Source organism: Actinomadura madurae (genome assembly GCF_047130825.1).
GTDB classification, from domain to species: domain Bacteria; phylum Actinomycetota; class Actinomycetes; order Streptosporangiales; family Streptosporangiaceae; genus Spirillospora; species Spirillospora madurae.
In genome coordinates this window covers 1,213,802-1,239,776 of record NZ_CP083237.1, presented here as the reverse complement: position 1 = coordinate 1,239,776, position 25,975 = coordinate 1,213,802, and the positions used below count along the sequence as shown (strand labels likewise).

Annotated in this window: 27 protein-coding genes; 9 read left to right on the top strand and 18 right to left on the bottom strand. The window is 75.6% G+C overall.

The window, feature by feature from the left end:
* Positions 1-37: 37 nt before the first annotated feature.
* The 8 genes from K8Z49_RS05715 to K8Z49_RS05680 all read right to left on the bottom strand — a co-directional run bounded on the left by K8Z49_RS05715 (position 38) and on the right by K8Z49_RS05680 (position 7,165).
* Entirely contained in the window at positions 38-1,411 is a 1,374-nt protein-coding gene (locus K8Z49_RS05715) for a hypothetical protein (protein ID WP_075022362.1), read from the bottom strand.
* A complete protein-coding gene (locus K8Z49_RS05710) occupies positions 1,408-1,875 on the bottom strand; it encodes a hypothetical protein (RefSeq protein WP_218163747.1) in 468 nt (155 codons plus the stop codon). Before K8Z49_RS05710 ends, K8Z49_RS05715 begins: the two co-directional genes overlap by 4 nt.
* Positions 1,872-3,011 carry a molybdopterin-dependent oxidoreductase gene (locus K8Z49_RS05705; protein WP_021600398.1) on the bottom strand — a complete coding sequence of 380 codons (1,140 nt, stop codon included), beginning with the start codon at positions 3,009-3,011 and terminating at the stop codon, positions 1,872-1,874. Before K8Z49_RS05705 ends, K8Z49_RS05710 begins: the two co-directional genes overlap by 4 nt.
* Positions 3,008-3,625: a methyltransferase domain-containing protein gene (locus K8Z49_RS05700; protein WP_024936688.1), complete on the bottom strand. Its 618-nt coding sequence runs from the start codon at positions 3,623-3,625 to the stop codon at positions 3,008-3,010. Before K8Z49_RS05700 ends, K8Z49_RS05705 begins: the two co-directional genes overlap by 4 nt.
* On the bottom strand, positions 3,622-4,272 hold the full coding sequence (locus tag K8Z49_RS05695; RefSeq protein ID WP_412517776.1) for a TIGR04282 family arsenosugar biosynthesis glycosyltransferase: 651 nt from the start codon (positions 4,270-4,272) through the stop codon (positions 3,622-3,624). The genes K8Z49_RS05700 and K8Z49_RS05695 overlap by 4 nt, the downstream gene beginning before the upstream one ends.
* On the bottom strand, positions 4,269-4,937 hold the full coding sequence (locus K8Z49_RS05690) for a glycosyltransferase family 2 protein (protein WP_412517775.1): 669 nt from the start codon (positions 4,935-4,937) through the stop codon (positions 4,269-4,271). Before K8Z49_RS05690 ends, K8Z49_RS05695 begins: the two co-directional genes overlap by 4 nt.
* Positions 4,938-4,974: 37 nt before the next feature.
* Complete coding sequence (locus K8Z49_RS05685; protein ID WP_412517774.1) at positions 4,975-6,000, bottom strand: NAD-dependent epimerase/dehydratase family protein; 1,026 nt, start codon at positions 5,998-6,000, stop codon at positions 4,975-4,977.
* 103 nt (positions 6,001-6,103) lie between these two features.
* On the bottom strand, positions 6,104-7,165 hold the full coding sequence (locus K8Z49_RS05680) for an aminotransferase class V-fold PLP-dependent enzyme (protein ID WP_412517773.1): 1,062 nt from the start codon (positions 7,163-7,165) through the stop codon (positions 6,104-6,106).
* An 84-nt stretch (positions 7,166-7,249) separates the two neighbouring features.
* Here K8Z49_RS05680 and K8Z49_RS05675 point away from each other — a divergent pair, with 84 nt between their 5' ends.
* Positions 7,250-8,152, top strand: coding sequence for a LysR family transcriptional regulator (locus tag K8Z49_RS05675; RefSeq protein ID WP_024936235.1), 903 nt, complete (start codon positions 7,250-7,252; stop codon positions 8,150-8,152).
* On the opposite strand, the gene K8Z49_RS05670 is transcribed toward K8Z49_RS05675, so the two are convergent.
* A complete protein-coding gene (locus K8Z49_RS05670) occupies positions 8,149-8,925 on the bottom strand; it encodes an IclR family transcriptional regulator (protein ID WP_021597668.1) in 777 nt (258 codons plus the stop codon). The genes K8Z49_RS05675 and K8Z49_RS05670 overlap by 4 nt on opposite strands.
* Positions 8,926-8,987: 62 nt before the next feature.
* On the opposite strand from K8Z49_RS05670, the gene K8Z49_RS05665 reads away from it, so the two are divergent.
* Complete coding sequence (locus K8Z49_RS05665; protein WP_412517772.1) at positions 8,988-10,352, top strand: cytochrome P450; 1,365 nt, start codon at positions 8,988-8,990, stop codon at positions 10,350-10,352.
* A 19-nt stretch (positions 10,353-10,371) separates the two neighbouring features.
* Here the strand turns inward: K8Z49_RS05665 and K8Z49_RS05660 are convergent, their stop codons facing one another.
* A complete protein-coding gene (locus K8Z49_RS05660; RefSeq protein ID WP_412517771.1) occupies positions 10,372-11,325 on the bottom strand; it encodes a helix-turn-helix transcriptional regulator in 954 nt (317 codons plus the stop codon).
* A gap of 62 nt (positions 11,326-11,387) precedes the next feature.
* On the opposite strand from K8Z49_RS05660, the gene K8Z49_RS05655 reads away from it, so the two are divergent.
* Both K8Z49_RS05655 and K8Z49_RS05650 read left to right on the top strand, forming a co-directional pair.
* A complete protein-coding gene (locus K8Z49_RS05655) occupies positions 11,388-13,679 on the top strand; it encodes an ATP-binding cassette domain-containing protein (protein WP_075022357.1) in 2,292 nt (763 codons plus the stop codon).
* Positions 13,680-13,723: 44 nt separating this feature from the next.
* Entirely contained in the window at positions 13,724-15,244 is a 1,521-nt protein-coding gene (locus K8Z49_RS05650; protein ID WP_412517770.1) for a glycoside hydrolase family 5 protein, read from the top strand.
* A 1-nt stretch (position 15,245) separates the two neighbouring features.
* On the opposite strand, the gene K8Z49_RS05645 is transcribed toward K8Z49_RS05650, so the two are convergent.
* From K8Z49_RS05645 to K8Z49_RS05635, 3 genes are all read right to left on the bottom strand, one after another.
* On the bottom strand, positions 15,246-15,803 hold the full coding sequence (locus K8Z49_RS05645; protein WP_412517769.1) for a carboxymuconolactone decarboxylase family protein: 558 nt from the start codon (positions 15,801-15,803) through the stop codon (positions 15,246-15,248).
* A gap of 2 nt (positions 15,804-15,805) precedes the next feature.
* Positions 15,806-16,432, bottom strand: coding sequence for a TetR/AcrR family transcriptional regulator (locus K8Z49_RS05640; protein WP_021597674.1), 627 nt, complete (start codon positions 16,430-16,432; stop codon positions 15,806-15,808).
* Positions 16,433-16,538: 106 nt separating this feature from the next.
* Positions 16,539-17,003: a PPOX class F420-dependent oxidoreductase gene (locus K8Z49_RS05635; RefSeq protein WP_412517768.1), complete on the bottom strand. Its 465-nt coding sequence runs from the start codon at positions 17,001-17,003 to the stop codon at positions 16,539-16,541.
* Between the two features lie 85 nt (positions 17,004-17,088).
* On the opposite strand from K8Z49_RS05635, the gene K8Z49_RS05630 reads away from it, so the two are divergent.
* Positions 17,089-17,613: a pyridoxamine 5'-phosphate oxidase family protein gene (locus K8Z49_RS05630; RefSeq protein ID WP_111833474.1), complete on the top strand. Its 525-nt coding sequence runs from the start codon at positions 17,089-17,091 to the stop codon at positions 17,611-17,613.
* A gap of 86 nt (positions 17,614-17,699) precedes the next feature.
* Complete coding sequence (locus K8Z49_RS05625) at positions 17,700-18,251, top strand: hypothetical protein (protein ID WP_412517767.1); 552 nt, start codon at positions 17,700-17,702, stop codon at positions 18,249-18,251.
* 138 nt (positions 18,252-18,389) lie between these two features.
* Here the strand turns inward: K8Z49_RS05625 and K8Z49_RS05620 are convergent, their stop codons facing one another.
* A complete protein-coding gene (locus tag K8Z49_RS05620; protein ID WP_412517766.1) occupies positions 18,390-19,688 on the bottom strand; it encodes a hypothetical protein in 1,299 nt (432 codons plus the stop codon).
* Between the two features lie 3 nt (positions 19,689-19,691).
* Positions 19,692-20,123: a hypothetical protein gene (locus K8Z49_RS05615; protein ID WP_412517765.1), complete on the bottom strand. Its 432-nt coding sequence runs from the start codon at positions 20,121-20,123 to the stop codon at positions 19,692-19,694.
* 134 nt (positions 20,124-20,257) lie between these two features.
* Between K8Z49_RS05615 and K8Z49_RS05610 the strand changes: the two genes are divergently transcribed.
* From K8Z49_RS05610 to K8Z49_RS05600, 3 genes are read left to right on the top strand one after another with little or no spacing between them, the layout of a single operon-like run.
* The gene (locus K8Z49_RS05610; protein ID WP_412517764.1) at positions 20,258-22,111 is read left to right on the top strand and encodes a hypothetical protein; all 1,854 of its coding nucleotides are present in this window, start codon (positions 20,258-20,260) and stop codon (positions 22,109-22,111) included.
* Positions 22,108-22,293: a hypothetical protein gene (locus K8Z49_RS05605; RefSeq protein WP_111833469.1), complete on the top strand. Its 186-nt coding sequence runs from the start codon at positions 22,108-22,110 to the stop codon at positions 22,291-22,293. The genes K8Z49_RS05610 and K8Z49_RS05605 overlap by 4 nt, the downstream gene beginning before the upstream one ends.
* 11 nt (positions 22,294-22,304) lie before the next feature.
* Positions 22,305-23,096 carry an SDR family NAD(P)-dependent oxidoreductase gene (locus K8Z49_RS05600; protein WP_021600185.1) on the top strand — a complete coding sequence of 264 codons (792 nt, stop codon included), beginning with the start codon at positions 22,305-22,307 and terminating at the stop codon, positions 23,094-23,096.
* On the opposite strand, the gene K8Z49_RS05595 is transcribed toward K8Z49_RS05600, so the two are convergent.
* From K8Z49_RS05595 to K8Z49_RS05585, 3 genes are all read right to left on the bottom strand, one after another.
* The gene (locus tag K8Z49_RS05595; RefSeq protein ID WP_024936232.1) at positions 23,093-23,593 is read right to left on the bottom strand and encodes a TIGR00725 family protein; all 501 of its coding nucleotides are present in this window, start codon (positions 23,591-23,593) and stop codon (positions 23,093-23,095) included. The two genes, K8Z49_RS05600 and K8Z49_RS05595, sit on opposite strands and share 4 nt — an antisense overlap.
* Before the next feature lie 6 nt (positions 23,594-23,599).
* Positions 23,600-23,899 carry a 4a-hydroxytetrahydrobiopterin dehydratase gene (locus K8Z49_RS05590; RefSeq protein WP_021599133.1) on the bottom strand — a complete coding sequence of 100 codons (300 nt, stop codon included), beginning with the start codon at positions 23,897-23,899 and terminating at the stop codon, positions 23,600-23,602.
* Positions 23,900-23,960: 61 nt separating this feature from the next.
* Positions 23,961-25,973 (bottom strand): ArnT family glycosyltransferase, encoded by a 2,013-nt coding sequence (locus K8Z49_RS05585; RefSeq protein ID WP_412517763.1) that lies wholly within the window; start codon positions 25,971-25,973, stop codon positions 23,961-23,963.
* Between the last annotated feature and the right edge of the window lie 2 nt (positions 25,974-25,975).

Genomic DNA, 25,975 nt, shown 5'->3' with positions numbered 1-25,975 from the left:
CCCGCCGAAATGTGACCGCCCCGCCGCCCCCCGCCGCTCACCAGGGCGACAGGACGAGCGCCTGGACGGCCACCGCGGTCGCCGCCTGCGCCGCCAGCCACGCCCGCGGCCGGGACCGGTGCAGGGCCGCGGCGACCATCGCCCATGCCGCGAACGGCAGCCAGATCCGCTCGACCTCGCCCTTGGTGACCCCGGAGGCGTCCAGGGCGAGCACGCCGAGCAGCGCCGCCCCGGCCAGCGCGGCCACCGGACCCGCGGGCGACAACGTCCGCGACCTGCCGTCCCGCCACAGCGTCGCCAGCGCGCGGGGCAGGGCGTGCGCGACCGCGGGACCGGTGAGCAGGCCCAGCACCGCCAGGTTCGCGACCGCGAAGTAGGCGTAGGAGCGCTGCGCCGACCCGCGGCTGACCAGGTAGGTGTCCAGGGTCGCGCGGACACCGTCCGGCCACCAGAACCCCAGCAGCGTGAACGCGGCCGGCGCCACCGCCAGGCCTGCGGCGAGCGCCACGAGCACCCGGACCCTTGGACGGGCGAGCAGCAGCACCGCCAGCGGCACCGCGAACAGCGGCAGCAGGCCGTAGCTCAGATACGGCAGGCACCCCAGCAGCACCCCGCCCGCGACGGCGCAGGCAAGCGCCCACGTCCCCGCCCGGCGTGCGGCCAGCGCGGCCAGCGCCGTGCCCCACGCGCCCACCGCCAGGAAGAACGCGTCCATCGACGTGGCGACCCACACCGCCATCGGCGCCAGCACCAGGAACGGCAGCGCCGCCCGCGCCGCCTGCTCCCCAGCCACGCACCGCACCGTGACCGCGATCGCGGCCACCGCCGACGTCCCCGCCGCGATGATGAACGCCGCCGCCCATCCCGTGCCGCCGAACCCGGCCTTCTCCAGCGCCCACAGCACCAGCATCGGCATCGGCGGATGCCCCCGCACGTGCGTGGTGTAGCCGCCCAGCCGCTCGGTGAAGGTCTGCAGCCACAGGAGCGGGTCGGGCCGCAGCTGGGCCAGGCCCGCCGGATACTCGGTCGGCGCGTCCAAGGGCGCCGCCGGCGCGCCCCACCCGCCGGAGACCGCCAGCGCGACCGTCCACAGCGCGGCGCCCGCCCAGGCGACCGACGGCAGCGCCCGCCACGGGAGCCGCGCCGCGAGCACCGGCAGGGCCGCCACCGCCGCGGCGGCGACCGCGGCGGCGGGCAGCATCTGCCAGGTCAGGGGCCACCCCCGCGCCCGCGCGTGCAGCGGGGGCAGCCGGTCCTCGGTCGCCAGCCCGGCGCGCCGCAGGTACCAGCCCACCGCGAACGCGGCCGCGATCCCGGACGCCCACACGGCGACGGCGATCCACCCCGGCCATCCGCGCCGTCTCGGGGACAGGGTCGCCGCCGGGCGCTTGCGGACATCGGTGAGGGTCATCGGCTCGGTCCCTTCGCAGATGGCCGGGGCGCGCGGGTCGCTCCACCGCCCCGGAGGCGGCGGCGCCCGATGACGGCGCGCGCCACTGCGGTACAGACCGCCACCGCGGCGATGGCGCCCAGCACGATGAGGAGGTTGCGCTCGTAGGGCAGCGGCAGGCGGGACGGCTCCTCGGCGCGGCGCCCGTACCCCAGCACGAGCGGGAGCGCGACCGCCGTGACGCACGCGGCGACGACGAGCGCCGCCCGCACGACGCGCCGGAACCGCGCGGGCAGGAGCCCGGTGACCAGCCCAGCCGCCAGCACCGCCGGGACCAGGACCCCGTCGTGCAGGATCGCCGCCCCGGCGAACCACGCCGCCCACCGGGCGACCGGCACCTCCATCACGATCCCGCGGAGCCCGAGCGCGATGAGCGCCAGACCAGCGGTGTACGCCGCCGCCAGCGCGGCGGTCCGCGCGTTCACGAGACCACCAGCCGGTGCACCCATTTGGTCTGCATGACCCCGGGCCGGTTCGGCGCGATCAAGCGGCAGGGGTAGCCGTGGTCGAGCGCGAGCGGCTCGCCGTTGAGGCCGAGGGCCAGCAGGGTCAGCGGGTCGCGCCAGTGCGGCGGGGCGACCCGCGAGGTGCGGTAGAGCCCGTAGCGCTCCAGCGACTCGACCCGCACCTGCGCGTCGTCGGAGACGCCGGCCATGCGCAGCACGTCCCGCAGCCGGACGCCCCGCCAGGACGCCTCCACGCTCCAACCCTCCACGCACGCGATGGGCAGCCGCGCGGTGTGCTGCGGCAGCGCGCGCAGCTCGTCCAGGGACAGGCTGACCTCCCGGGCGACGCGGCCGGTCACCGTGAGCCGCCAGGCGGGGTCGCGGGCCATCGGGCCGACGCCGGTCGCGGCGGCCGACTTGTTGACCGGGACGCCCTGCGGCCCGTTGCCCGGACGGCGGGGGGCCAGCACCGCCAGCCGCGCCAGCGGGGTGAACGCCTCTCCCACCGTGGTCGCGGCGATGACACCGCTCGCCCCGGCGACGGTGAGCAGGAAGCCGCGGCGGCCCACCGAGTCCTGCGGCCGGGTCATCACCGTCCGGCGCACCTTCGACCACCGCTCGGTCACGTGGATGACCAGCGCGCCGACCAGGATGTAGGCCGTCCAGTAGTGCGCGGTGGTGAAGAAGAACCGGAACGGGTACCAATAGGCGATGTTCAGCACCCCGGTGACGAACTGGAACAGCGCCGCGCCGACCAGCACGAACACCAGCAGCCGCTGCACCCCGTGGACGACCGAGCGGGCCGGCGGCCACTGCCACAGCTTCGGGTAGACCGTCCACATCTTGGCCAGCAGCAGCGGCACCGTCGCCACCCCGCCGATGACGTGCACGCCCTGGGTGACCCGGTAGAGGTTCACCGGCCGGGACGGCCAGCGCATCCACCCGGCGGGCTGCTGCATGAAGTGGCTGACCAGCCCGGTCCCGAACGAGACCAGGATGCAGACGCCGAGCGCGATGCCGAGCCAGGACGCGACGCGCTCGTCGTGCAGGCGGCTGGTGAACCGCCCCGAGAGCGTCGTCAGCACCGCCGGGGGCTTCACGAACGCGGGTCTCACGACCGCAGGGCGACGAACCATCGGCCCGCCTCCTCCCAGAACTCGGTGACGGTCGCGGCGCACATCGCGGCCAGGCCCGCGGCGGCGTCGGCGGACACGTGCGCCCAGGCGAACCACTCGCCGACCGACCGGGGCGAGCGCAGCCGCAGCGGCTCCACCCGCGACCCGGCGCCGGGCGGCTCGACCTCCATCAGCACCTGCCCGCCGGGCGCCAGCAGCGCCAGGACGCGGCGCAGCAGCGCGGCCGGGTCGCCGCCGATCCCGATGTTGCCGTCGGCGAGCAGCACGGTGCCCCAGCGGCCGGTGCCGGGGACGCGGCCGAAGACGTCCCGGCACAGTGCCGGGCCGCCCGCCGCGACCGTCAGCGCGACCGCGGAGGGGGCCACGTCGATGCCCAGCACCGGGAGCCCGCGCCGCGCCAGCGCCACCGTCAGCCGGCCGGGCCCCGAGCCGACGTCGAGGGTCGGGCCCGCGCAGCGGTCCAGCAGGCCGCCGTCGCCGGGGCGGACCGCCAGCCAGTCCTGGAGGGGCAGCGGGCGGCGGCGCCCGTCGGCGTGCTCGATCTCGACCGGGGCGCTGCCGCGCAGCGCCTCCTCGTACAGCTCACCGATCATGCCGGGACGGTCCTGACCCCGAGCTCGCGGACGGCGGCGGCGAACCGGGTCCCGGGCGCGGACGCGGCGACGGCCTCGGCGTCGGCGGGGGTGTCGACGTCGGTGAGCTCGGGCAGCGCCGCCACCCGCAGCCCTGCCGCGCGCAGCCGCGCCAGCTGGACCGCCCCGGTGTCGGGCCGCGACATCGGGACGCCGCGCAGCAGCCGCGCGTCGGGGCGGCGCAGCCCGAGCAGCCAGAACCCGCCGTCGGCCGCGGGGCCGAACACCGCGTCGCCGCGGCCCAGCTCCCGGGCGGCGCGGGCCAGCACGGCGGGCGTGACCTGCGGGGTGTCCATGCCGATCAGCACCATCGGCCGGCCGTCCCAGGCGTCGTCGAAGGCGGCGGCCAGGCGCTCGTCCAGGCCGGCGCCGCGCTGGGCGGTGACGGCGAAGCCGTCCGGCAGCCACGCGCCGGGCGTCCCGGCGAGCGCGAGGGTGCGGCGGGCGGCGGGGGCCGCGGCGACCGCGGCGAGGGTGTCGTGCAGGGCCGCCCGCGCCAGCGCGGCGGCCTCGGCGGGCGTGTAGGCGGGCGTCAGGCGGGTCTTGACCCGCCCGGCGACGGGTTCCTTGGCGATGACGATCAGGTCGGCCTGCGCGGTACCCGTCATGGCGCGACCTCCGCCAGCACGCGGCGCATGTCGCGGACGGCGCGGACCGTCCCGCCGACCGTCCCGGTCACCTTCGAGGCGCCGGTGCGGGGCAGGTAGGGGACGTCGATCTCCCCGATCCGCCATTCGGCGCGGGCGGCGCGCAGGACCATCTCCAGGGGGTAGCCGAACCGGCGGTCCTCCAGCCCGAGGGCCAGCAGATCCGCGCGGCGGGCGGCGCGCATCGGCCCGAGGTCGTGCAGCCGGGTCCCGGCGCGCCGGTTCAGCGACCGGGCCAGGACGGCGTTGCCGAGCCGGGCGTGCGGCGGCCACGCGCCCCGCCCGGACGGCCGCCGCCGCCCGAGCACCAGCCCGGATCCGCCGTCCGACTCCAGCACGCCGAGCGCGGCGGTCAGCCGGGGCAGCTCGGCCGGGTCGAGCGAGGCGTCGGCGTCCATGACGCACACGACCTCGGTCTCGGCGGCCAGGAGCCCGGCGTGGCAGGCGGCGCCGAAGCCGCGGGCCGGCGCCGGGACGACGCGGGCGCCGTGCTCGGCGGCCACGCGCGCGGAGTCGTCGGTGGAGGCGTTGTCGACCACCAGGGCCCGGAAGCCCTCGGGCATCCGGGTCAGCACCCAGGGCAACGCCTCGGCCTCGTTGAGGCAGGGAAGAACCACATCGATCACAGCTCTGACGCTACTTTCCGTGACGGGAGGATGACCCTTACGAACTGGTGACGGGCCGCCGGGCGAACTCGGCGACGCCGTCGGCGAACGGCACCGACGGGGAGAAGCCCAGCTCGCGGCGGGCGCGGTCGGGCCGGGCGACGATGTGGCGGACGTCCCCCAGCCGGTACCCGCCGGTCACCCGCGGCCGCGGGCCGCCGAACACGGCGGCGAGCGCGTCCGCCATGTCGCCGATGGTGCGCGGCTCGCCGCTGGCGATGTTGTAGGCGCGCAGCCCGGCGGGCTCGGGCGGCCCGGCCGCGACCCGCTCCAGCGCCAGCACGTTGGCGCGGGCGACGTCGCGGACGTGGACGAAGTCGCGCCGCTGCGCGCCGTCCTCGAACACCAGCGGCTCCTCGCCGCGCATCAGCCGCGACCGGAAGATCGCCGCGACCCCGGCGTAGGGGGTGTCGCGCGGCATCCGCGGCCCGTAGACGTTGTGGTAGCGCAGTGCCGCGACGGACCCGCCGGTGGAGCGCGCCCAGGACGCCGCGAGGTGCTCCTGCGCGAGCTTGGTGTCGGCGTAGACGTTGCGGGGGCCGGGCGGGTCCTCCTCCCCGACGGCGCCGGGCGCGAGCGGCCGCCCGCACGCGGGGCAGCCGGGCTCGAACCGCCCGGCGCGCAGCGCGTCCTCGGGGCGGGGCCGGGGCCGGACGGGGCCGTGGACGTCGCAGGAGTAGGCGCCCTCCCCGTAGATCACCATCGAGGACGCCAGGACCAGGACGCCGACGCCGGCGCGCGCCATCTCCGCCAGCAGGACGGCGGTGCCCTGGACGTTGACCGAGGTGTAGTCCGGCAGGTCGGAGACGTCCACGCCGAGGCCGACCTTGGCGGCCTGGTGGCACACGGCGTCGACGCCCTCCAGCCGCCGCGCGACCTCGGCGGGGTCGCGGACGTCGGCGGGCCCTCCGCCGAGCCCGTCCGGCCGCAGGTCGAGGCCGCGGACGCGGTGGCCCGCGGCGGTCAGCGCCTCGGCGATGTGCGAGCCGATGAATCCGGCCGACCCGGTGAGCAGTACGTTCATGCGGATGAACGTAGGCCGCCGGTCCCGCCCGCAGCGCCGCGAAGGGGCCCGTCAAGGCACCTTGTTCGAACCTTGTAAGAACTTCACCCGGGCCCCGCCGCGGTCAGGCGACCGCCCCGCCGACGACCGGGGCGAGCAGGCCGACGGCCTTGTCGACGTCGGCCTTGGTGGTGGTGAGGTGGAACGCGCAGCGCAGCCTCCCGGCGCGCACGGTGGCGACCACCCCGTTGCGGCGCAGCATGTCGGCGGTGCCGTCCGGGACGGGCACCGGCACGATCGCCGAGTCCCCCGGCGGCAGGCCGAGGCCGGCGCGGAACCGGCGCGCCAGCCCCACGTCGTGGTCGTGGATCGCGGCGACCCCGACGCGTTCGAGCAGTTCCAGGGCGGGGGCGTGCCCGGCCCAGCACTGCCAGGCCGGGGACAGGTCGAGGCGGCGCGCGTCCGCGGCCAGCCGCAGCGGCAGCCCGTAGATGGAGTCCCAGATGTCGGCGCCGGCGTACCAGCCGGCCCCGGCCGCGGGCAGGTCGTCCAGCGCCTCCCGGGTGCCGGTGAGGAAGCAGGTGCCGCGCGGGCCGAGCAGCCACTTGTAGCCGCCGGCGACGAGCCAGTCGACCCGCTCGGCGGGCAGCGGCAGCCAGCCGGCGGCCTGGGTGGCGTCCAGCAGGATCCGGGCGCCGTGGCCGCGGGCGGCGTCGATCAGGTCGTCCATGGGGGCGACGCGGCCGTCGGCGGACTGCACCGCCGACACCGCGACCGCGCTCGTGCCCGCGCGGACCTCCTCGGCGATCCGCTCCAGCGGGACGGACCGGACGGCCAGGTCCGGGCGGGCCGCGAACGGGAACAGCAGCGAGGTGAAGTCCCCGTCGGCGACCAGGACCTCGGCGCCGGCGGGCAGGGACGCCGCGACCAGCCCCACGAAGTAGGACACCTGCGGCCCGCACGCGACGCGGGCGGCGGGGACGCCGAGCAGCCGCGCGAACGCCTCCCGGCACCTGGTGACCGCCTCGTCGAACGCGCCGGAGGTCATCAGCCCGGCGGCGCGGTCCCGCTCGGTCGCCAGCATCGCCTCGTGCGCGGCGCGCGGCGGCAGCCCGTAGGTGGCGGTGTTGAGGTAGGTGACGCCGGCGGTGAACTCGCGCTGCGCCTCCTGGATGGAAAGGCTCATGTACTGATGGTCGGCGACGAACGACCCATAGCACAAAGTACGGTTTTCTTGGCCACTCATCAGTGCGGTTGATAGCTTGCGGGGATGCTGGACCTGCACCGGGGCCGGATCCTGCGCGAGGTGGCCAGGCTCGGCTCGATGACCGCCGCCGCGAAGTCCCTCGCCTACACCCAGCCCGCCGTCTCCCACCACGTCGCGCGGCTGGAGGCCGAGGTCGGCACCCCGCTGGTGGTCCGGCACGGCCGCGGCGTCCGGCTGACCGAGGCGGGCCGGATCCTGGTCGAGCACGTCGAGGACGTCCTGGCCCGCATGGACGACGCCGAGGAGCAGATCGCCGCGATCGCCGGGCTGCGCGCCGGCCGGGTCCGGGTCGCGGTGTTCCCCACCGCCGCGGGCGGGCTGCTTCCCGACGCGCTGGCCCGGCTGCGCGCCCGCGCGCCCGGCGTGTCGGTCACGCTGGTGGACGCCGAGCCGGCGGAGGCGCTGGCCTTGCTGCGCGCCGGGGAGACCGACATCGCGGTGGTGTTCCGCCACGTGTCCAGGCCGCCCGAGACCGACTCCCGGTTCCGCGAGATCGTGCTGCGCGAGGACCCGCTGCGGCTGCTCGTCCCCGCCGCGCACCCGGTCGCCTCGTCCGGCCGGCCGCGGCTCGCGGACCTGGCCGGCGAGACGTGGGCGTCGGGCTGCGCGCGGTGCCGCGACCATCTGCGGTGGGCGTGCGAGAAGGCCGGGTTCACCCCCGACATCGCCTTCGCCACCGAGGATCATGTCGCGATCCAGCGGCTCGTCGCGCGGGGGCTGGCCGTCACGACGCTGCCGGGGCTGGCGCTCGACCTGCACGCCGAGCCCGGCGTCGCCGTCCCCGACGTGCCGGACGTCGGCGGCCGCACGATCAGCGCGATCGTCCCGGCGGGCCCGCGCCCGCCGGCGGTGGCGGCGCTGCTGGACGAGCTGGCCGCCTCCTCCGCGCCCTCCCCGGCGGGCTAGGACAGGTGGCGGTGCAGGTCGGTGAGGCGGCCCGCGGCGGCGCGGACGGCCTCGGTCAGGCCCGGCAGCCGGTCGTCGCCGAACCGCACCGACGGGCCCTGCAGCGCCAGGGCCGCGAACACCCGCCCGCCGCCGTCGCGGACCGGCGCGGCCACCGCGCGGACGCCGGCCAGGCGTTCCTCGTCGTTGACCGAGTAGCCGCGCTCGCGGACCCGTTCCAGGTCGGCGTCCAGGTCCGCGCGGGCGACGATGGTGGCGGGCGTGTAGCGCGGGAACGGCTCGTCCATCGCGACCGGGTCGTCGTCGTAGGCCAGCAGCGCCTTGCCCATCGCGCACGTGTGGATCGGGTTGCGGTCGCCCGGCGGCTGGTCGTAGCGCAGCGGGTGCACCGACGGCAGGTGCATCAGCACGGCGACCTCGTCGCCGGCGCGCACGCCGAGGCTGACCGCCTCGCCCGTCCCGTCCCGCAGCGCGGTCAGCTCGGGCTGCAGCAGGGTGGCGCCCATCCGCTCCAGCGCGAGCCGGCCGAGGATCGCGGTGGTGGGCCCGAGGAAGTACCGCTCGGTCGCCGGATCCTGCGCCAGCATCCCGGTGGCGTGCAGCGCGTGCACGATGCGGTGCGCGGTGCTGACCGACAGCCCGAGCCGGTGCGCGATCTCCGTCGGGGTCTGCCGGGCGGCGCCCTCGAAGGAGCGGAGCACGGCCACCGACCGGTCCACCGTCTGTGTGCCCGGCTTGGGGTGGTAAGTCCCTTCCGTGCGCTCGTCCGTCACGGGACCCATCCTCCCACCGCGTCCGGGCGGGACGGCCGCAGGGGGCGTGCCATAGTGGGCACGTGGCACCCGACACCCCGGTACGCGCGTCCAGTCCGCACAGGGTCCGCGGGGCGGCGCGCGCCCCGTCCCCGTCGCTGACCGTCCGGCACGGGATCGGGTTCGCCATGAACCCGTGCGCGAGCCTGCTGCGCCTGTACGCCGAGGCGGGCCCGGTCGCGGCGATCGGGACGCGCCGCAAGCCGTTCGTGCACCTGTTCGGCCCGGACGCCAACGCGTTCGTGTTCGCCAACTCCGCCCTGTTCCAGTGGCGGGAGGCGTTCGACCTGCTGGTCCCGGTGAACGGGGAGACCGCGCTCATCGTCAGCGACGGCGCCGACCACCGGCGGCGGCGCCGGCTCGTCCAGCCCGCGTTCCACCACCGCCGCGTCGCCGGTTACGTGGCGCGGATGGCCGCCAACACCGACGCGGCCCTGGACTCCTGGCGCCCTGGCCAGACCCTGGACGCCTACGCCGAGCTGCGCGCGGTGATCCGCCGCAACACGGTCGAGGTGCTGTTCGGCGACCGGCTCGCCGCCGACGCCGAGGTGATCGGCCGGCGGCTGCAGGTCGCGCTCGCCGCCATCGACCAGAACTTCGTCCTGCAGATGATGCTGCGGTCGGTGCCGAACCCGTACATGCGGCGCGTCGCCGCGTCCCGCGACCTGGTCGTCCGCCGGGTCGACGAGGAGGTCCAGCGGCGGAAGGCCGAGGGCGGCGAGCACGACGACGTGCTCGGCATGCTGCTGGCGGCCCGCGACGAGGACGGGACGGGCCTGACCCGCCAGGAGCTCCAGGACCAGGTCATCAGCCTCATCTCCGCCGGCTACGACACCACCAGCGCGGCGATGGCGTGGGCGGTGTACGCGCTGCTGGCGCATCCGGAGGCGGCCGAGCGGGCGCGGCGGGAGGTCGCCGAGGTGGTCGGCGACCGCCCCGTGGAGGCCGCCGACCTGCCCGCGCTCACCTACCTGGACGGCGTGGTGAACGAGACGCTGCGGCTGTTCCCGCCCGCCGTGCTCAGCGCCCGCGTCCCGGTCGAGGACTTCGAGTACGCCGGCCACCGGATCCCGGCGGGCGCGATGGTGTTCTACTCCCCGTTCGTCACCCACCGGATGCCGGAGGTGTGGCCGCAGGCGGGACGGTTCCGCCCGGAGCGGTGGGACCCGTCCTCGGACCTGCACCGCCCCACCACCCCGGCGACGTTCCTGCCGTTCGGCGGCGGCCCGCACCGCTGCATCGGCTCCACGCTGGCGACGACGGAGCTCAAGACCATGCTGGCGTGCCTGCTGCGCCGCACCCGGCTGCGCCTGGTCTCGCCCGCCGTCACCCCCACGAGCGTGACGGCCATGCGGCCCCGCGGCGGCCTGCCCGTGCGGGTCCTGTGACCGGCCGCTCCCGGCGGCCCTACCGGACGGCCCGGGACAGGCGCTCCGCCATGGCGGCCAGCAGGTCGCGGAGCTCGGGCGGCTCGCGGACCTCGAAGTCGATGTCGAGGTAGGCGATGCGCAGCGCCGTCCACTCCAGGGACCCGGGCGCCGTGCGCAGGACGCAGGTGCGGTCGTCGACGGGCTCGACCTCGGCGCCGGTCACCCGGAAGCGGTCGGCCAGCTCCTCCGCGGACGCGTGCACCAGCAGCACCGCCCGCTGCAACGGACGCGACAGCGCCAGCGAGCGGCTCACGAACTCGGCCGCGTCCGCGGCGGGCGGCTCGCGCGGCGGGCACCGGACGCCGGTCGGCAGCGGCGACGACACGCGGTCGACGCGGAACGTCCGCCAGTCCTCGCGCCCGAGGTCGAACGCGACCAGGTACCAGCGGCGCCCGGCCGACACCAGCCCGTGCGGCTCGACGTGGCGGCGGGTCTCGCCGTCACCGGCGTCGCGGTAGGCGAAGCGGACCCGTTCGTGGTCGCGGCACGCGGCGGCCAGCACGGTCAGCGTCGCCGGATCCACGACCGGTCCGGCGGGCGGGCCGGTCAGCGGCGTCGTGGCGGCGTGCAGGGCGCTCACGCGGCGCCGCAGCCGGGCCGGCAGCACCTGTTCGAGCTTGGCCAGCGCGCGCACCGACGCCTCCCCGATCCCCTCGACCGCTCCCCCGGTGGCGGCGCGCAGCCCGACGGCGATCGCAACGGCCTCCTCGTCGTCCAGCAGCAGCGGCGGCATCGCGGCCCCCGCCTCCAGCCCGTAGCCGCCGGCCGCGCCGAGGGTGGCGTGCACCGGATAGCCGAGGCCGCGCAGCCGCTCCACGTCGCGCCGGACGGTGCGGGGGCTCACGCCGAGCCGCTCGCACAACTCCGGGCCGCTCCATTCGCGGCGGGCCTGCAGAAGGGACAGCAGCCGCAGCAGGCGTTCCGACGACATGACCCCAGTATGCGCGGCAATGAGGCCAGGTCCTGACCTCCTTGCCGCCTAGCGTCGCGGTCATGAGCACGGACCACATCGTCATCACCGGGGCCAGGCACAACAACCTCAAGGACGTGTCGCTGCGCATCCCGAAGAACCGCCTCGTGGCGTTCACCGGAGTGTCGGGGTCGGGGAAGTCCTCGATCGTGTTCGGCACGGTCGCGGCGGAGTCGCAGCGGCAGCTGGGCGAGACGCTCAGCTGGTTCGCCCGCGACCGGATGCCCAAGCGGGAGCGGCCGGACGCCGACGCCATCGACCACCTCGCCCCCGCCGTCGTGGTCGACCAGCGCCCGATCGGCGGGAACGCCCGGTCCACGGTCGGCACGATCACCGACATCTCGCCCGTCCTGCGGGTGCTGTTCTCCCGGCACGGGACGCCGAGCGCCGGCGAGGCCGCCGCCTACTCCTTCAACGATCCGCGCGGCATGTGCGCCGAGTGCGACGGGCTCGGCGCCGTCGTCCGCGTCGACCTGGACCGCTTCCTGGACACCGGACGGTCGCTGAACGAGGGCGCGGTCGACTTCCCGCCGTTCGGCGTCGGCACGTTCGTGTGGCAGCTGTACGCCGAGTCGGGCCTGTTCGACCCTGACAAGCCGCTGCGCGACTTCACCCACGAGGAGTGGGACCTGCTCCTGCACGGCAAGGGGTTCCGCGTGCCGCGCCTGAACCGCACCGGTTCGATGGGCCACAACGCCTACGAGGGCATGCTCGAACGGTTCCACCGCCTCTACATCCGGCGCGACATCGGCTCGCTGCCGCCGAAGGCGCGGGACGCGGCCCGCCGCGTCACCCGCGAGGACCCCTGCCCCGCCTGCGGCGGCGCCCGGCTCAACCCGGCCGCGCTGGCGTCCCGCATCGGCGGCCGCACCATCGCCGACCTGCACGGGATGGAGACCGCCGACCTGATCGCCGCGCTGGGCGAGATCACCGACCCGGTCGCGGCGCGGGTCGCCGGCGCCGCGGTCACCCGGCTGCGGCGGCTGGAGGACATCGGCCTCGGCCACCTCACCCTGGACCGCGCGACCCGCACCCTGTCGGGCGGCGAGGCGCAGCGCCTCAAGGTCGTCCGGCACCTGGGGTCGAGCCTGACCGGGCTGACCTACATCTTCGACGAGCCCAGCGCCGGCATGCACCCCCGCGACGTCGACCGGCTGAACGCGCTGCTGCGGCGGCTGCGCGACAAGGGCAACACCGTGCTGGTCGTCGAGCACGACCCGCACGTGATCGGCGCCGCCGACCACGTGATCGACATGGGGCCCGGCGCGGGCGTGCACGGAGGCGAGGTGGTCTTCACCGGCACGGTCGCCCAGCTGCGCGGCGCCGCCACGCCGACCGGCCGCGCACTGCGGCGGACCGCGCCGGTCAAGACCGGGTTCCGGCGGCCGTCCGGCTGGCTGGCGGTGGCCGGCGCCCGCGCCAACAACCTCAAGGACGTGACGGCGCGGTTCCCCGCCGGCGTCCTGACGGTGGTCACCGGCGTGGCCGGGTCGGGCAAGACCAGCCTGGTCCTGGGCGAGTTCGCCGCCCGCCACCCCGGCGCGGTCGTGGTGGACCAGTCGGCGATCGCGGCGTCCCGCCGCTCCACCCCCGCCACCTTCCTCGGCGTGATGGACCCGCTCCGGCGCCTGTTCGCGCGGGCCAACGGCGTCGAGGCCGCCCTGTTCAGCCACAACTCCGCGGGCGCCTGCCCGGACTGCGACGGCAACGGCGTCATCGTCACCGACCTGGCGTTCATGGACCCCGTCACCACCACCTGCGAGGCCTGCCGGGGCGGCCGGTACCGCGCGGAGGCCCTCGCGCACACCCTGCGCGGCCGGACGATCGCGGACGTGCTGGCGATGACCACCGAGGAGGCCCGCGACTTCTTCACCGGCCCGGACGAACGCGGGATCGCCGCCCGGCTGCGGGCCCTCGACGAGGTGGGGCTCGGCTACCTGCCCCTCGGCCGCCCGCTCGGCACCCTGTCGGGCGGCGAGCGCCAGCGCATCAAGATGGCGACCCGGCTGCACCGCACCGGCACCGTCTACATCCTGGACGAGCCCACGACCGGCCTGCACATGTCCGACGTCGACGCCCTCCTCGCCCTCCTGGACCGCCTCGTCGGCGCCGGCAACACCGTCATCGTCGTCGAGCACGACCTGCACGTCGTCAAGCACGCCGACTGGGTGATCGACCTCGGTCCCGGCGGCGGCCGGCACGGCGGCGAGATCGTCTTCTCCGGGACGCCCGCCGAGCTGCCGGACGCCCCGTCCTCCGTCACGGCCGGCTTCCTGCGCCGCGACCTCGCCCGGCTGCCCGCCGCGGCGGTGTAACGCCCGCGGGCCGGATCCGATCTCCGGACGGAGAGGATCCGATCATGACCCTGCGCCGCCGCGCGTCCGCGCTCGCGACCTCCGCCGCCCTCGCCGCGTCACTGGCGGCCGTTCCCACCTTGGGCAGCCCCGCCTGGGCCGGGGCGGCCTGGGAGCCGTCACCGCTGCGCGTCGCCCACGGCGACATCGTCGACGCCCGGGACCGGACGGTGCTGCTGCGCGGCGCCAACGTCAACCAGCTCGTCGACTACGCCGTCAACGACCCCGCCCTCCCCACCGTCGTGCCGCTGACCCGCGACGACTTCGCGCAGATGGCGACGCTCGGGTTCACCGTGGTCCGGCTGAACGTGTCGTGGTCGGCGCTGGAGCCGCGTCCGGACGCGTTCGCCACCGGCTACGTCGCCAAGATCCGGAAAGCGGTCCGCGACGCCGCCGACCACGGCATGTACACGGTGCTGGACATGCACCAGGACGCGTGGGGCAAGGCCGTCGGTACACCGCCCGACGCCACGTGCCCGCCCTTCATGCAGAGGGCCCGCGGCTGGGACGGCGCGCCCGCGTGGGCCACGCTCACGGGCGGCGTCACCACCTGCACACTGGGTGGCATCCGGGAGGTGTCCCCCGCCGTCGCGCTGGCGTTCCAGAACTTCTACGACGACAAGGACGGCGTCCAGAGCCACCTCGTGCGCACCTGGGCGCGGCTGGCGTCCGCGCTGGCCCGCGAACCCGGCGTCGCCGGGTACGACCTGCTCAACGAACCCAACCCGGGCCTGCGACCGCCCGGAACCGCGGCCGCGCAGCTCGGCCGCTTCTACGGCCGCGCGATCGCCGCGATCCGCGCGGCCGAGGACGCGGCGGGCGCGCCCCGGCGGCTGATGATCGTCGAACCGTCCGCGCTGTGGTCGGCCTTCGGCATCGACGCGCTGCCGCCCCGGGAGGCGCTGCGCGACGACCGGCTCGTGTTCTCCCCCCACCTGTACAACGAGTCGATCACGCTGGAGAACTCGGGCGCGCTGATCTCGATCGAGCGCGGCTTCGCGCTCGCCCGCGCCGCCGCCGACCACTACGGGGCGGCGCTGTGGAGCGGCGAGTGGGGCTGGTTCGGCGACCCCGGGACCGACGGGCCGAAGGTCGTCCGGTACGCGGCGGCCGAGGACGCGCACCGCGCCGGCGGCGCCTGGTGGGTGTGGCGGCAGGCGTGCGGCGACCCGCACAGCATCGGCGACGGCGGGACGACGACGGCCGGCGGCCTGAACCGGCTGCGCTGCCCGGACGGCACGCCGCTCGGCCGCCCGGCCGCGTTCACCGGACCGCTGTCGCGCCCCTTCCCACGGGCCGCGCCCGGACGGCTGACCGCGCTGTCGTCCTCGTCCTCACCACGACGCCTGTCACTGACGGGCACAACCGGGCCGTCCGGCAACTGCCGCCTGGACGTCTGGATACCGGGCGAAACCCGCCCCGATCTCACCACGTCCGGCATGACGTCGATGCGAACGGTGAAAGTGCCGGGCGGCTGGCGCGTCACCGCCTGCGCCACCGACACCTACCACTTTCAGGCACACTGACCTAGCCGCCGGTGCGGGTCCACTGCTGGTCGGCCCAGGCGGGGTCCAGCGGGGTGTGGGCGATGTGGTTGGTGTAGTTGGACAGCGTCTTCATCCCCACGCCCAGGATGACGTCCATGACGTGGCGGCGGGTGTATCCGGCGTCCAGGAACGCCTGCACCTCGGCTTCCTCGACCCAGCCGCGGCCCGACACCATCAGCTGGGTGAAGCGGCGCGCCGCCTCCAAGGCGGGGTCGTTCAGCGACTTGCCGGCCCGCAGCGCCTCCACCACCTCGGGTGACACCTTCGAGCGCAGCGCCATGGTGGAGTGGGCGGCCACGCAGTACTCGCAGCCGTTCTCCACGCTGGCGGTGATCCAGACCACGTGCTTGGCCCTCACCGGCAGCGAGGACTTGCCGAACAGCTCGGCCAGCGCGTTGTATCCGGCCAGCAACTCGGGCGACTCGGCCATCACGGCGTTGAGGGAGGTCACGAACCCCATCCGCTTCTTCGCCGCCTCCAGATGGGGACGGGCCGCTTCGGGCGCGGTGGTCTCGTCATGGACGGTGAACTCGGCCATTCTCATTCTCCTTCGGAGGGCTCCGGCAGGCTCAGCGATTGCAGGGCCGCCGTCACGGTCGCCTTCAGATCGGCCGCCGGCGCCCCGGCCCGCGACCGCAGATTCACCCCGTAGGCCAGCAGTGCCAGCACGTCCGCGGTGGCCTCCACCTCCACGCCGCGCCGCAGCTGGGAACGGGATCGCGAGGTCCCGAGCGCCGCGGCCATGGCCGCTCGCAGCCGCGCGTGGTGCTCGTCCAGCAGCTTGCGCACCTGGGCGTCCTGGCCGTCCAGCTCATCCGGACCGCCGGCCCCGGCGTGGGCGTTGGAGACCATGCAGCCCCAGCGGGCGTGCGGGCCTTCGCAGCGCGCCCGGATCAGCTGGTCGAAGAAGGCGGCGATCGCCGGCAGGCCGCGGCCGTCGGCGGCCAGCGCCTCCAGCACCGGCCGGGACCGCCGCTCGACGTAGCGCCGCAACGCCGCCAGGTAGAGTTCCTGTTTGCCGCCGAAGGTGGCATACAGGCTGGAGCGGCTGAGTCCGGTCGCCGCCACCACGTCACCGACTCCGGTCGAGGCCGACCCGCGCCGCCAGAACAGCTCCACCACCTGGTCCAGCACGTGCTCGGGATCGAAGTGCTTGACGTCGGGCACGACCCCTCCCCTATCTTGGAACGATCGTTCCAAGATAGGCATCGGGCTGCACCGCCGCAACCCCCTCCGAAGAGGGCGGTGGCCGCGGTTCTCGTTTCGAGGCCGGTCAGTCCACGAGGCGGGCGGGGAAGCCGCCGGTCGCGATGGGGCCCCAGCGCTCGATGGTGACGCGGATCAGGGACTTGTCCTGGCGGCGCATCGCCTCCCGGTACTCGTCCCAGTCGGGGTGCTCCCCGGCGATGCACCGGTAGTAGTCGACCAGCGCGTCGGCCGCCTCGGGCATGTCGATGACCTCGGCGGTCCCGTCGACCTGCACGTAGGGGCCGTTGAACTCGTCGGACAGCACGCACACCGACACGCGGGCGTCCCGGCGGGCGTTGCGCGCCTTGGCCCGCTCGGGGTAGGTGGAGATCACGATGCGACCCTCATCGTCGACCCCGCAGGTCACCGGCGACATCTGGGGGCGCCCGTCGGACCGGGCGGTGGACAGCAGCGCGTGATGCCGGGGACGCAGGAATTCCAGCAGTTCGGGACGGTCGACGCGGTTCGCGGTGGCGATCGAAGGAGCCATGCCGCAACCTTACGGACCCCCGCACCGATGAGTTCTCGCGCGGTCGCCCGTCTACCCATCGAAGCCGAATCCAGGGAGGACGACGATGAGTGACCGTGAACCCGTCCGGGCGCGCAACCTCGACATCTACGGCAGCGGCGAGCTGGCCTGGGACACCGTCCGCGACGCGCTGACGGCGGCGCTTCCGAAGCCGGAGACGCCGGTGTACCTCGGCACGGTCCGGCCGGACGGCCGCCCGCACTCGGCGGGCGTCGGCGCGCTGTGGTACGAGGGCGACCTGTACATCGTCAGCGGCCCCGGCACGCGCAAGTCCCGCAACCTCGCGGCGAACCCGGCATGCACGATCTCGGTCCGCACGCCCATCGGGGACGTGGTGCTGGAGGGCGACGCCGAGCGCGTCGCCGACCCGGCCGTCCTGGAGCCGGTCGCGGCCGGATACCGGGAGGGCGGCTGGCCCGCGCAGGTGGACGGCGACGCCTTCACCGCGCCCTTCAGCGCGCAGAGCGCCGGACCTCCGCCCTGGTACCTCTACCGGATCACCTTCCACACGGTGTTCACGGTGGGGACGGTGGAACCGTTCGGCGCGATGCGGTGGGAGTTCGAGAGCTGACGGTCGGCCCCCGGTACCGACTTTGGTCTACCCGCCGTGGCCCATCGGGCGATGGACCGGCCGCGGGCGCTGGAAAGACTGGCGGCATGACAGGGGGCATTTCGCCGAGCGGCGCGCCCGCCGGCCGCTGGACGCTCGTCCACGACGGGCACCGGCTGGAGGTCGAGACCGAACGCGCCGGCTGGGACCACAAGGCGCGCTTGTACGTGGACGGCGACCGCACGGAGGAGGCCACGGGCTTCCCCAAGGCCACGCTGGCCTACGGGGAGCTGAGCGTGGTGGTCGCGTTCGACGCCAGGGGCCTGCTCGACGGACAGGCCGCACACTGCGAGCTGCGCCCGCCCAAGCCCGGCGAGGACGCCGAGGATGAGGAGAAGGACGAGGAAGACGAGTCGCCCGCCGATCCGGTGACGTTCGAGCCGCCTGCGGGGACTCGGGCGGCTCGGCGCGAGGCGTTCGCGCGGGCCCATCCGACCCTGTACGCCTCCCGGCACGTGGCGATCGCGACAGGGCAGGTGCTGTTCCCGCTGCTCGGGCTGGGCGCGCTGGTCAAGGTGCTGCTGGACTGGGTCCCGTGGCCCGACGTCCGGTTCCCCGACCTCGATCCGCCGTCGATCCCGTGGCCGGACATCCCCTAGCCCGACGTTCCGTGGCCCGACCTGCCGGACGTGTCCGTTCCACCGTGGGTGGGCGCGATCCTGGCGGCGGCGAAGTACGCGGTGCCGATCCTCGTCGCGGTGGGCGTCGCGGCCAAGGAGGTGGAGCGCCGCAAGCGGTCAGCCGCTCAGCAGGGCGAACAGCCCGGCGCAGGTGAGCGCGACCATGACGGCGGCGATCGGGAGCTGCCCGCGCGCGGTCGCGCCGGGGCCGCGCAGGGCGAGGTCGTGCGCGGCGATCGTCCCGGCGATGTGCCCGAGGACGATGGCGTTGACCTGGACTTGCGCGGTCAGGGTGGGGCCGGCGAGGTCGTGGTCGACGCGGTTGCCGGTGGAGCCGAGGAGGTTCAGGCCCGTCCCGAACGGGTCGCTGGCGAGGATGAACGTGGTCTGCCCTTCGAGGACGAGGAAGGAGAAGTAGTGCGCGACGGTGTAGCCGAGCGCGATGGGGAGCAGGGTCGCGGCGAACCGTCCGGGGAGGGCGGCCGGGTCCTGGCCGGTCAGCCGGGCGCTGAGCCGCAGCGCCGCGGCGTACAGGCCGGTGACGGCGGCGATCGCGGCGGCGAGTCCTAGCGTTCCGGCGGGGACGCTGGAGGGGTCGACGGTGTCGCGCCAGTAGGTGGTGCGCGTGATGCCGTCGAACCCGGTGGAGCCGATCAGCACGCACGCCGTCGCGGTGAGGCCGGGCTCGGCGGCGCCGTTCATGAGCCCGGTGAGCGGCGTGCGCAGGACGAGCGTCCCGTCGCCGCGCCGCCCGACCGGGCAGAGCCGGGCGAGCAGGCTGGAGTAGGCCTCGAACCCGTCCCCGCGGGCGAACCAGTCGCGGCCGAACCACCAGGCCAGCGCCAGATTGACGGACGCGTAGGCGACGACGAGGGTCCCGACGACGCGCGGGTCGGAGCGGTGCGGGGCCACCAGCTCCAGCCATACGAACCCGGCGAGCCACACCGCCGCGGGCCAGTACCCGAGCCGGGCCGGGAGCGCGCGGCGCCCCGACGGCGGGGTCCGGGTGAGGCGGCACAGGGCGGCGTGCAGCGTCCGCAGCGGGTTGACGCGCCGCCACACGGGGCCGAGCAGGACGCTGGCGGGCACGAGACCGACCCAGAACGTCACGAACAGCGCCCAGGGCGCGAGGTTCGCGGTCTCCGAGGGCGGTCCGGCGAACGCGACCGTGACGACGAAGGCGGCCGCGGCGAGCGCGAGAGCACGGCCGGAGACGGTGAGAGCCGGCGCGTCCAACGCACGGGCGAGGGCGGCGGGCAGCGGGCGCCCGGCCGCCGGGTGAAGGCGGGGACGTCTCCACGCCGCCGTGAGCGCCAGGAACGAGGCGGCCACGGCGGCGCCGCCGCCCACGATGGCGGCGACGGCGTCCAGGGGCAGGTCGGTCCGGCCGCCGAGCCCGTGGGCGAGGACGTGCACGGGTCACCCGACCTGCAGTTCGAAGACGCGGGCCCCGGAATGGTGCAGCTCGGCTTCGAACACCCCCGGGGTGACGGCGGTGAACCGCAGGGTGGCGGGGCGCCCGGCCGGGAGCTCCAGCTCGCGGTCGTAGCCGTGCAGGTGGAACTCGTCGGCGGTGTCGCTGGTGACGGTGATCTCGACGGTGGCGCCGCGCGGCACCTTCACCCGGCGGTGCGCGGTGCGCACCTTCCCGCCGGTCACCGTGGCGCTGATGCGGATCGCGGACGGCGCGGACGCCGACGGACCACCGCCCGGCCCGGTGGCCGGGGCGCTGGACGATCCGGTGCTGGACGATCCGGACGGCGCGGGCTCCCCGCAGCCGGCGGCCGTCGCCAGTGCCGCCGCGGCCACGACCGCCCCCGCGATCGACCTCGCCCGCGTCCGCAGCCTCATCGTGCCCCTTCCGTCCCGGTGTCCCACACCACATATTGTGACACTAGACAATGACACATTGGAAAGTGACATACTCCATGCGGGGGTGTTCGCCCCCGTTCTGTCCGGGTTCGCTCGGCGAGGGAGGAGCGGTGTTGGATCACCTCACGGGCATGGAGGCGGCGTTCGCGGTGCCTTTCGCCGCAGGGGCGCCCGCCAAACCCGCGGGCGGTGCGGCACTCGACCAGATCCTCATCGCCTCCGGCGGCGCCGCCGTCCTGACCGCGGTGCTGCTGGTGCTCGGCTGGGGCCACCGCACCGGCCGGGTCACGCTCCTGGCGCGCCTGGCGGAGGCGGCCGCGCGGGGTCCGGGCCGCGGCACGCCCGGCTGGGCGGCGCTGCCGACCCCGGTCGCCATGGTGTCCCTGCTCACCGCGCTGCTCGGAATGTACTGGGACATCTCCCTGCACATATCCCACGGCCGGGACGAGGGGCCCCTCGCCAACATCGCCCACTACCCGATCCTGATCGGGCTGTTCGGCATCTTCACCGCCGGCGTGCTGGCCGTGGTGCTGCCGAAGGGCGAGCGTCCGGGCGCCGCGTCCGTGCGGATCACCCGGGACTGGCACGCCCCGGCGGGCGGCGTGCTCCTGGCCGGCGCCGGCTTCTACGCGCTGCTCGGCTTCCCGCTCGACGACGTGTGGCACCGCATCTTCGGCCAGGACGTGACGCTGTGGGGCCCGACGCACCTGATGCTGATCGGCGGGGCCGGGCTGTCGCTGGTCGCGATGATGATCCTGGAGCGGGAGGGCCGCCGCGCCGGCGCGGACCTGGAGCAGCCGTCCGGCTGGGTGCGGTACGTGCGGCGCTGCATGCACGGGGGCGGCCTGCTGATCGGGCTGTCGGTGTTCCAGGCCGAGTACGACTTCGGGGTGCCGCAGTTCCGGCTCGTCCACCAGCCGCTGCTCATCGCGCTGGCGGCCGGGTGCGCGCTGGTCGCGGTGCGGCTGTGGGCGGGACGCGGCGGCGCGGTGTTCGCCGTCGCGTTCTACATGCTGGTGCGCGGCGGGGTCTCGGTCCTGGTCGGCGGGGCGATCGGGGAGCTGTGGGCGGCGGTGCCGCTGTACTTCGCCGAGGCGCTGTGCGTGGAGGCGGCGGCGCTGCTGCTGGCGCGGCGCCCGCTGGCCCTGGGCGCGGTGTCGGGCGTGCTGATCGGCACCGCCGGGTTCGGCGGCGAGTACGCCTTCTCCCAGATCGCGTTCCGGCTGCCGTGGACGCCCGACATCCTCGCCGAGGGCATGGCCATGGCCGTCGTGGGCGGCGTCGCGGGCGGGCTGTGCGGGGCGCTGCTGGCCGAGGGCCTGGAAGGTCGGACGCCGCGTCCGGCGGTGGCGCGCGGGATCCTGGCGGGGGCGATCCTGGCGGTGGCCGCGGCGGTGGCGAACGGGCTGATCATCTCCGTCCCGCCCGACCGGACCGCCACGGTCACGCTCACCGATGTGCGGGGCGACGCCGCGCACCGCACGGCCGGGGCGCGTATCGAGTTTGCGCCCGCGGACGCGATCGACGGCCCGGCCTGGGTCACCGTCACCGGCTGGCAGGGGCAGGGCCTGCACGTCGCCCACCTGGTGAAGGAACGCGACGGCGTCTACCGGACGAGCGGTCCGATGCCGCTGCACGGCGACTGGAAGACGCTGATCCGCGTCCACGACGGCCGGACGCTGGCCGGCGTCCCCGTCTACATGCCCGAGGACCCGGCGATCGGCGCGCGGGAACTGCCCGCCCCGCAGCGCTTCACCCGGGACCTGCAGGGCGAGCGGACCGTCCTGCAAAGGGAGCTCAAGACCGACGTGCCCGGCTGGCTGTGGGCGGCCTGCTCGGCGGTCGTGCTGCTGTGCACGCTGGCTCTGGTGCTGTCGCTCGGCTGGGGCGTGTCGCGGATCGCGCGGCGGCTCCCCGAGCCGGCCGCCCCCGCCGCGTCCGGAGAGCGCGCGAAGGCGGGCGCATGACGGTCGCGGAAGGGACGCTGGCGTCCCATCCGATCATCACCGCGGTGCCGTTCTTCGTGCCGACGTTCATCGTCGTCGCGGTGATCGTGTTCGTGGTGTGGCGGGACCGCCGCCGCGGCGACGACGACCCACCGCCGGGGCCACCGCCGGGGCCACCGCCGGACGATCCCGGCGCTGCGTAGACTCTGCGATCATGAGCGATCGGCCGTCCACCGCCTCGTACTTGTCGGAGCTGTTCTCGCTGGAGGGCAGGGTCGCGGTGGTGACGGGCGGCACCTCCGGGATCGGCCGGGCCATCGCCGAGGCCCTGGCGCGGGCGGGCGCGTCCGTCGTGGTCGTCGCGCGGCGGGAGGCCGAGCTGGCCGCGACCGTCCAGGATCTGGAGGCCTACGGCTGCCGCGCCGCGTCCGTCAGCGCGGACCTCGGGTCACGGGACGCGGTCGCGCGGGCGGCCGAGGACGCCGCCGCGGCGTTCGGCGAGCCGGACATCCTGGTCAACGCGGCCGGGATCAACCTGCGCCCGCCGATGGACGAGCTCGGCACCGACGTGTGGGACGCCACGATGGCGGTGAACCTGGACGCGCCGTTCCTGCTCGGCCAGCGGTTCGGCCCCGGCATGGCCGAGCGCGGGTTCGGGCGGCTCATCCACATCGCCTCGCAGCAGGCGTTCCGGGCGTCGGTCACCAGCGGCGCCTACGGGGTCTCCAAGTCGGGCCTGGTCGCGCTGGCCCGGTCGCAGGCCGAGGCGTGGTCGAGCCGCGGCGTCACCGCCAACACCCTCGTGCCGGGGTTCGTCATGACGCCGCTCAACGCCCGCCTGTCGTCTGATCCGGCGATGGTGAGCGCGCTCGCCGAGCGGACGATGGTCGGCCGCAACGGGATGGCCGATGACTTCGCCGGCGCCGCGGTGTTCCTGGCGTCACCGTCGGCGGCCTACGTCACCGGCCAGTCGATCTTCGTGGACGGCGGCTTCTCCGCCCACTAGCCCGCGTCCGCGCCCCGGGCCGTCCGGCCGAACAGGCCGGTGGCCTCGACGGCGGCGGCCGGGTCGGCGGCGTGCACGATGCCGCCCGCGGGCCGCCCGTCCTCGTCGTGGACGCGCCATCCGCCGAGCTGCACCACGGGGATCCGGCCGGCGCGCATGGCCAGGGCGATCTCCGACAGCGTCCCCCACGATCCGCCGACGGCGATGAGCGCGTCGGCGGCGTTGACGATGACGTTGTTGCGGGCCTGGCCGAGGCCGGTGGGGACCGCGACGGTCAGGTCCGGCCCGGCGGCGGCGCGGTCGGCGGCGGGCAGCACGCCGACCACCGTCCCGCCGGCGGTGCGGGCGCCGGCGGCCACGGCGGCCATCACGCCGCCGTGGCCGCCGCAGACGACCACGGCCCCGTGCTCGGCGAGGATCCGGCCGGTCTCGTAGGCGTGGTCCCATTCCCGTTCGGTGCACTCGCCCGGCCCGCACACCGCCACCTGGACGGCCACGGCGCGCTACTCCGCGCCGTGCCGGGCCGCGATCTCGTCGATCGTGGCGGCGAGGTCGAAGTCCTTGCCGGTGAGGCCGCCCGCGCTGTGGGTGGTCAGCGCGAACGTCAGGGTGCGCCAGCGGATGTCGATGTCGGGATGGTGGTCGGCGTCCTCGGCGGCGCGGGCGACATCGGTGACCACGTCGATCCCGGCCAGGAACGAGGGCGCCTTCACCCGCCGGCGGATCTCGTCGCCGTCCCGGCTCCAGGCGGGCAGGTCGCGCAGGCGGTCGGCGACCGCGGCGTCGTCGAGCGTGTCGGCCATCGGGTCACTCCCTGGTCGTGGGCGCTGATGACCTTCTCCCTTCCCACCGCGGCCCGCCCGGTCACCCGATGCCGGACGACAGGTCGTAAAGGACGGTGCCGTCGACGGTCGTGGCGGGGAAGCCGGCGGCGACCCACTCGCTGATCCTCTGCGCGGCGTCGCTGCCGCTGCCGCCGCCCCTCATGGGGCCGCCGCGCCCTCCGCCCGCGACGAAGTAGTGGATCTTCCCCTGCCGGACGAGGCGCTGGAACTCGGCGAGGGTCGGCGCCGGATCGGTGCCGTTGAAGCCGCCGACCGCCATCACCGGCTCGCCGGTGGCGAGCTGGTGGCCGGCGGCGGTGTTCGACCCGACGGCCGCCGCGACCCAGGTGTAGGAGGCCGCACCTGCCTTGAGCGCGGACACCACCGCGGCACTCGGGGTCCCGGCGTCCAGGAGCCCGCCCGGACCGCCCCCGGCCGGCCGTCCTGCATTGGGGCCGCCGCCCCGGGGGCCACCGGGCATCCCCGCGCCCGGGCCGAAGCCCTGGGGCGGCCTGCCGGCCGGACCGCGAAATCCGCCGCCCGGACCGCGGCGACCCGGTCCGAAGCCGCCGGACGTCCCCGGGCCGGCGGTCACGATGGCGCCGGTGTGCGGCGTCCGGACCGTCTCGGCCGCGTACGCGGCGGGCCCGGCAAGGCAGGACAGGACCGCGAGGATGACGACCCCGCCGAGGAGCCGCCCGGGAAGCAGCCGCACGGCGGCGAGTCCGGCTGCCGCGATGAGCCCGGCGGCGGCGACCACGGGCGCGAGCCAGGGGTGCCAGTCCGGGGAGCGTCCGAGCAGCACGTACGCCCACACGGCCGTGACCGCGACGGTCGCCGACAGGATCGCGGCGGCCTCGGGCGTGCGGCGCCGCTCCCACAGCAGCGCGGCGCCCATGCCGGTGAGCGCGGCGATCGCGGGCGCCAGCGCGACCGTGTAGTACTCGTGGAAGATCCCCTGCATCCAGCTGAAGACCGCGGCGGTGAGCAGCAGCCACCCGCCCCACAGCGCCAGCGCGGCACGGGCCGGGTCGGTGCGCGGCGCGCGCCGGGTCGCCCACAGCCCCGCGACCAGCAGGACGAGCGCGGCGGGCAGCAGCCAGGAGATCTGGCCGCCGATCACGGTGCCGAACATGCGGCCCCACCCGGCGTCCTGGTTCAGGTTCCCGAGGCCGCCGGTCTCGTCGCCGTTGAGGCGTCCGAGACCGTTGTAGCCGAGCGCCAGCTCCAGCACGGAGTCGTGCTGCGACCCGCCGACATGGGGACGGGACGAGGCCGGCACCAGTGCCACGACCGCGACCCACCACCCGGCCGACACCAGCAGCGCGCCTCCGGCGGCGATCAGCTGCCACAGCCGCCGCCGGACGGGCGCGGGCGCGGTCACCAGGTACACCAGCGCGAACACCGGGACGACCAGGAACGCCTGCAGCATCTTCGCCAGGAACCCCGTCCCCATGCAGGCCGCGGCGAGCACCAGCCAGCGGGTGCTCGCGGTCTCCTGTGCCCGGAGCAGCGCATAGGCGCCGAGCGTGAGCAGGAGCACCAGCAGCGCGTCCGGGTTGTTGAAGCGGAACATCAGCGCCGCCACCGGCGTCAGCGCCAGCGCCGCGCCGGCGAGCAGGGCCGCCCAGGCGGGGAACCGGCGCCGGACCGCCGCGTACAGGACGCCCACGGTCGCGACGCCCATGAGCGCCTGCGGGACGAGGATGCTCCAGGAGTTGACGCCGAAGGCGCGCGCCGCCAGCGCCATCGGCCACAGCGCACCGGGCGCCTTGTCGACGGTGATGGCGTTCGCGGCGTCGGACGAGCCGAAGAAGAACGCCTTCCAGCCGGTGGCGCCGGCCTGGACGGCCGCGGAGTAGTACGCGTTGGCCCAGCCGGACGCGCCGAGCCCCCAGACGTACAGGACGCCGGTCACGGTCAGCAGCGCCAGGAGTGCGGGCCGGGCCCAGGCGGGATCGGCGGCGGGGCCTCGCAGCAGCCGGCGCGGGAGGCCGCCCCACCCTCGCGGGGCGCTCGGCGTGGGCGGGGCGTCGTGGGTCGTGGAGGTCATGT

What these genes read in the sequence shown, in the direction of transcription:
- K8Z49_RS05695 (WP_412517776.1), bottom strand. Translation starts at nt 4,272, where the DNA reads ATGACGGGTACCGCGCAGGCCGACCTGATCGTCATCGCCAAGGAACCC.
- K8Z49_RS05685 (WP_412517774.1), bottom strand. Translation starts at nt 6,000, where the DNA reads ATGAACGTACTGCTCACCGGGTCGGCCGGATTCATCGGCTCGCACATC.
- K8Z49_RS05660 (WP_412517771.1), bottom strand. Translation starts at nt 11,325, where the DNA reads ATGTCGTCGGAACGCCTGCTGCGGCTGCTGTCCCTTCTGCAGGCCCGC.
- K8Z49_RS05650 (WP_412517770.1), top strand. Translation starts at nt 13,724, where the DNA reads ATGACCCTGCGCCGCCGCGCGTCCGCGCTCGCGACCTCCGCCGCCCTC.
- K8Z49_RS05630 (WP_111833474.1), top strand. Translation starts at nt 17,089, where the DNA reads ATGAGTGACCGTGAACCCGTCCGGGCGCGCAACCTCGACATCTACGGC.
- K8Z49_RS05680 (WP_412517773.1), bottom strand. Translation starts at nt 7,165, where the DNA reads ATGAGCCTTTCCATCCAGGAGGCGCAGCGCGAGTTCACCGCCGGCGTC.
- K8Z49_RS05645 (WP_412517769.1), bottom strand. Translation starts at nt 15,803, where the DNA reads ATGGCCGAGTTCACCGTCCATGACGAGACCACCGCGCCCGAAGCGGCC.
- K8Z49_RS05700 (WP_024936688.1), bottom strand. Translation starts at nt 3,625, where the DNA reads ATGATCGGTGAGCTGTACGAGGAGGCGCTGCGCGGCAGCGCCCCGGTC.
- K8Z49_RS05715 (WP_075022362.1), bottom strand. Translation starts at nt 1,411, where the DNA reads ATGACCCTCACCGATGTCCGCAAGCGCCCGGCGGCGACCCTGTCCCCG.
- K8Z49_RS05675 (WP_024936235.1), top strand. Translation starts at nt 7,250, where the DNA reads ATGCTGGACCTGCACCGGGGCCGGATCCTGCGCGAGGTGGCCAGGCTC.
- K8Z49_RS05615 (WP_412517765.1), bottom strand. Translation starts at nt 20,123, where the DNA reads ATGAGGCTGCGGACGCGGGCGAGGTCGATCGCGGGGGCGGTCGTGGCC.
- K8Z49_RS05600 (WP_021600185.1), top strand. Translation starts at nt 22,305, where the DNA reads ATGAGCGATCGGCCGTCCACCGCCTCGTACTTGTCGGAGCTGTTCTCG.
- K8Z49_RS05590 (WP_021599133.1), bottom strand. Translation starts at nt 23,899, where the DNA reads ATGGCCGACACGCTCGACGACGCCGCGGTCGCCGACCGCCTGCGCGAC.
- K8Z49_RS05585 (WP_412517763.1), bottom strand. Translation starts at nt 25,973, where the DNA reads ATGACCTCCACGACCCACGACGCCCCGCCCACGCCGAGCGCCCCGCGA.
- K8Z49_RS05605 (WP_111833469.1), top strand. Translation starts at nt 22,108, where the DNA reads ATGACGGTCGCGGAAGGGACGCTGGCGTCCCATCCGATCATCACCGCG.
- K8Z49_RS05635 (WP_412517768.1), bottom strand. Translation starts at nt 17,003, where the DNA reads ATGGCTCCTTCGATCGCCACCGCGAACCGCGTCGACCGTCCCGAACTG.
- K8Z49_RS05625 (WP_412517767.1), top strand. Translation starts at nt 17,700, where the DNA reads ATGACAGGGGGCATTTCGCCGAGCGGCGCGCCCGCCGGCCGCTGGACG.
- K8Z49_RS05655 (WP_075022357.1), top strand. Translation starts at nt 11,388, where the DNA reads ATGAGCACGGACCACATCGTCATCACCGGGGCCAGGCACAACAACCTC.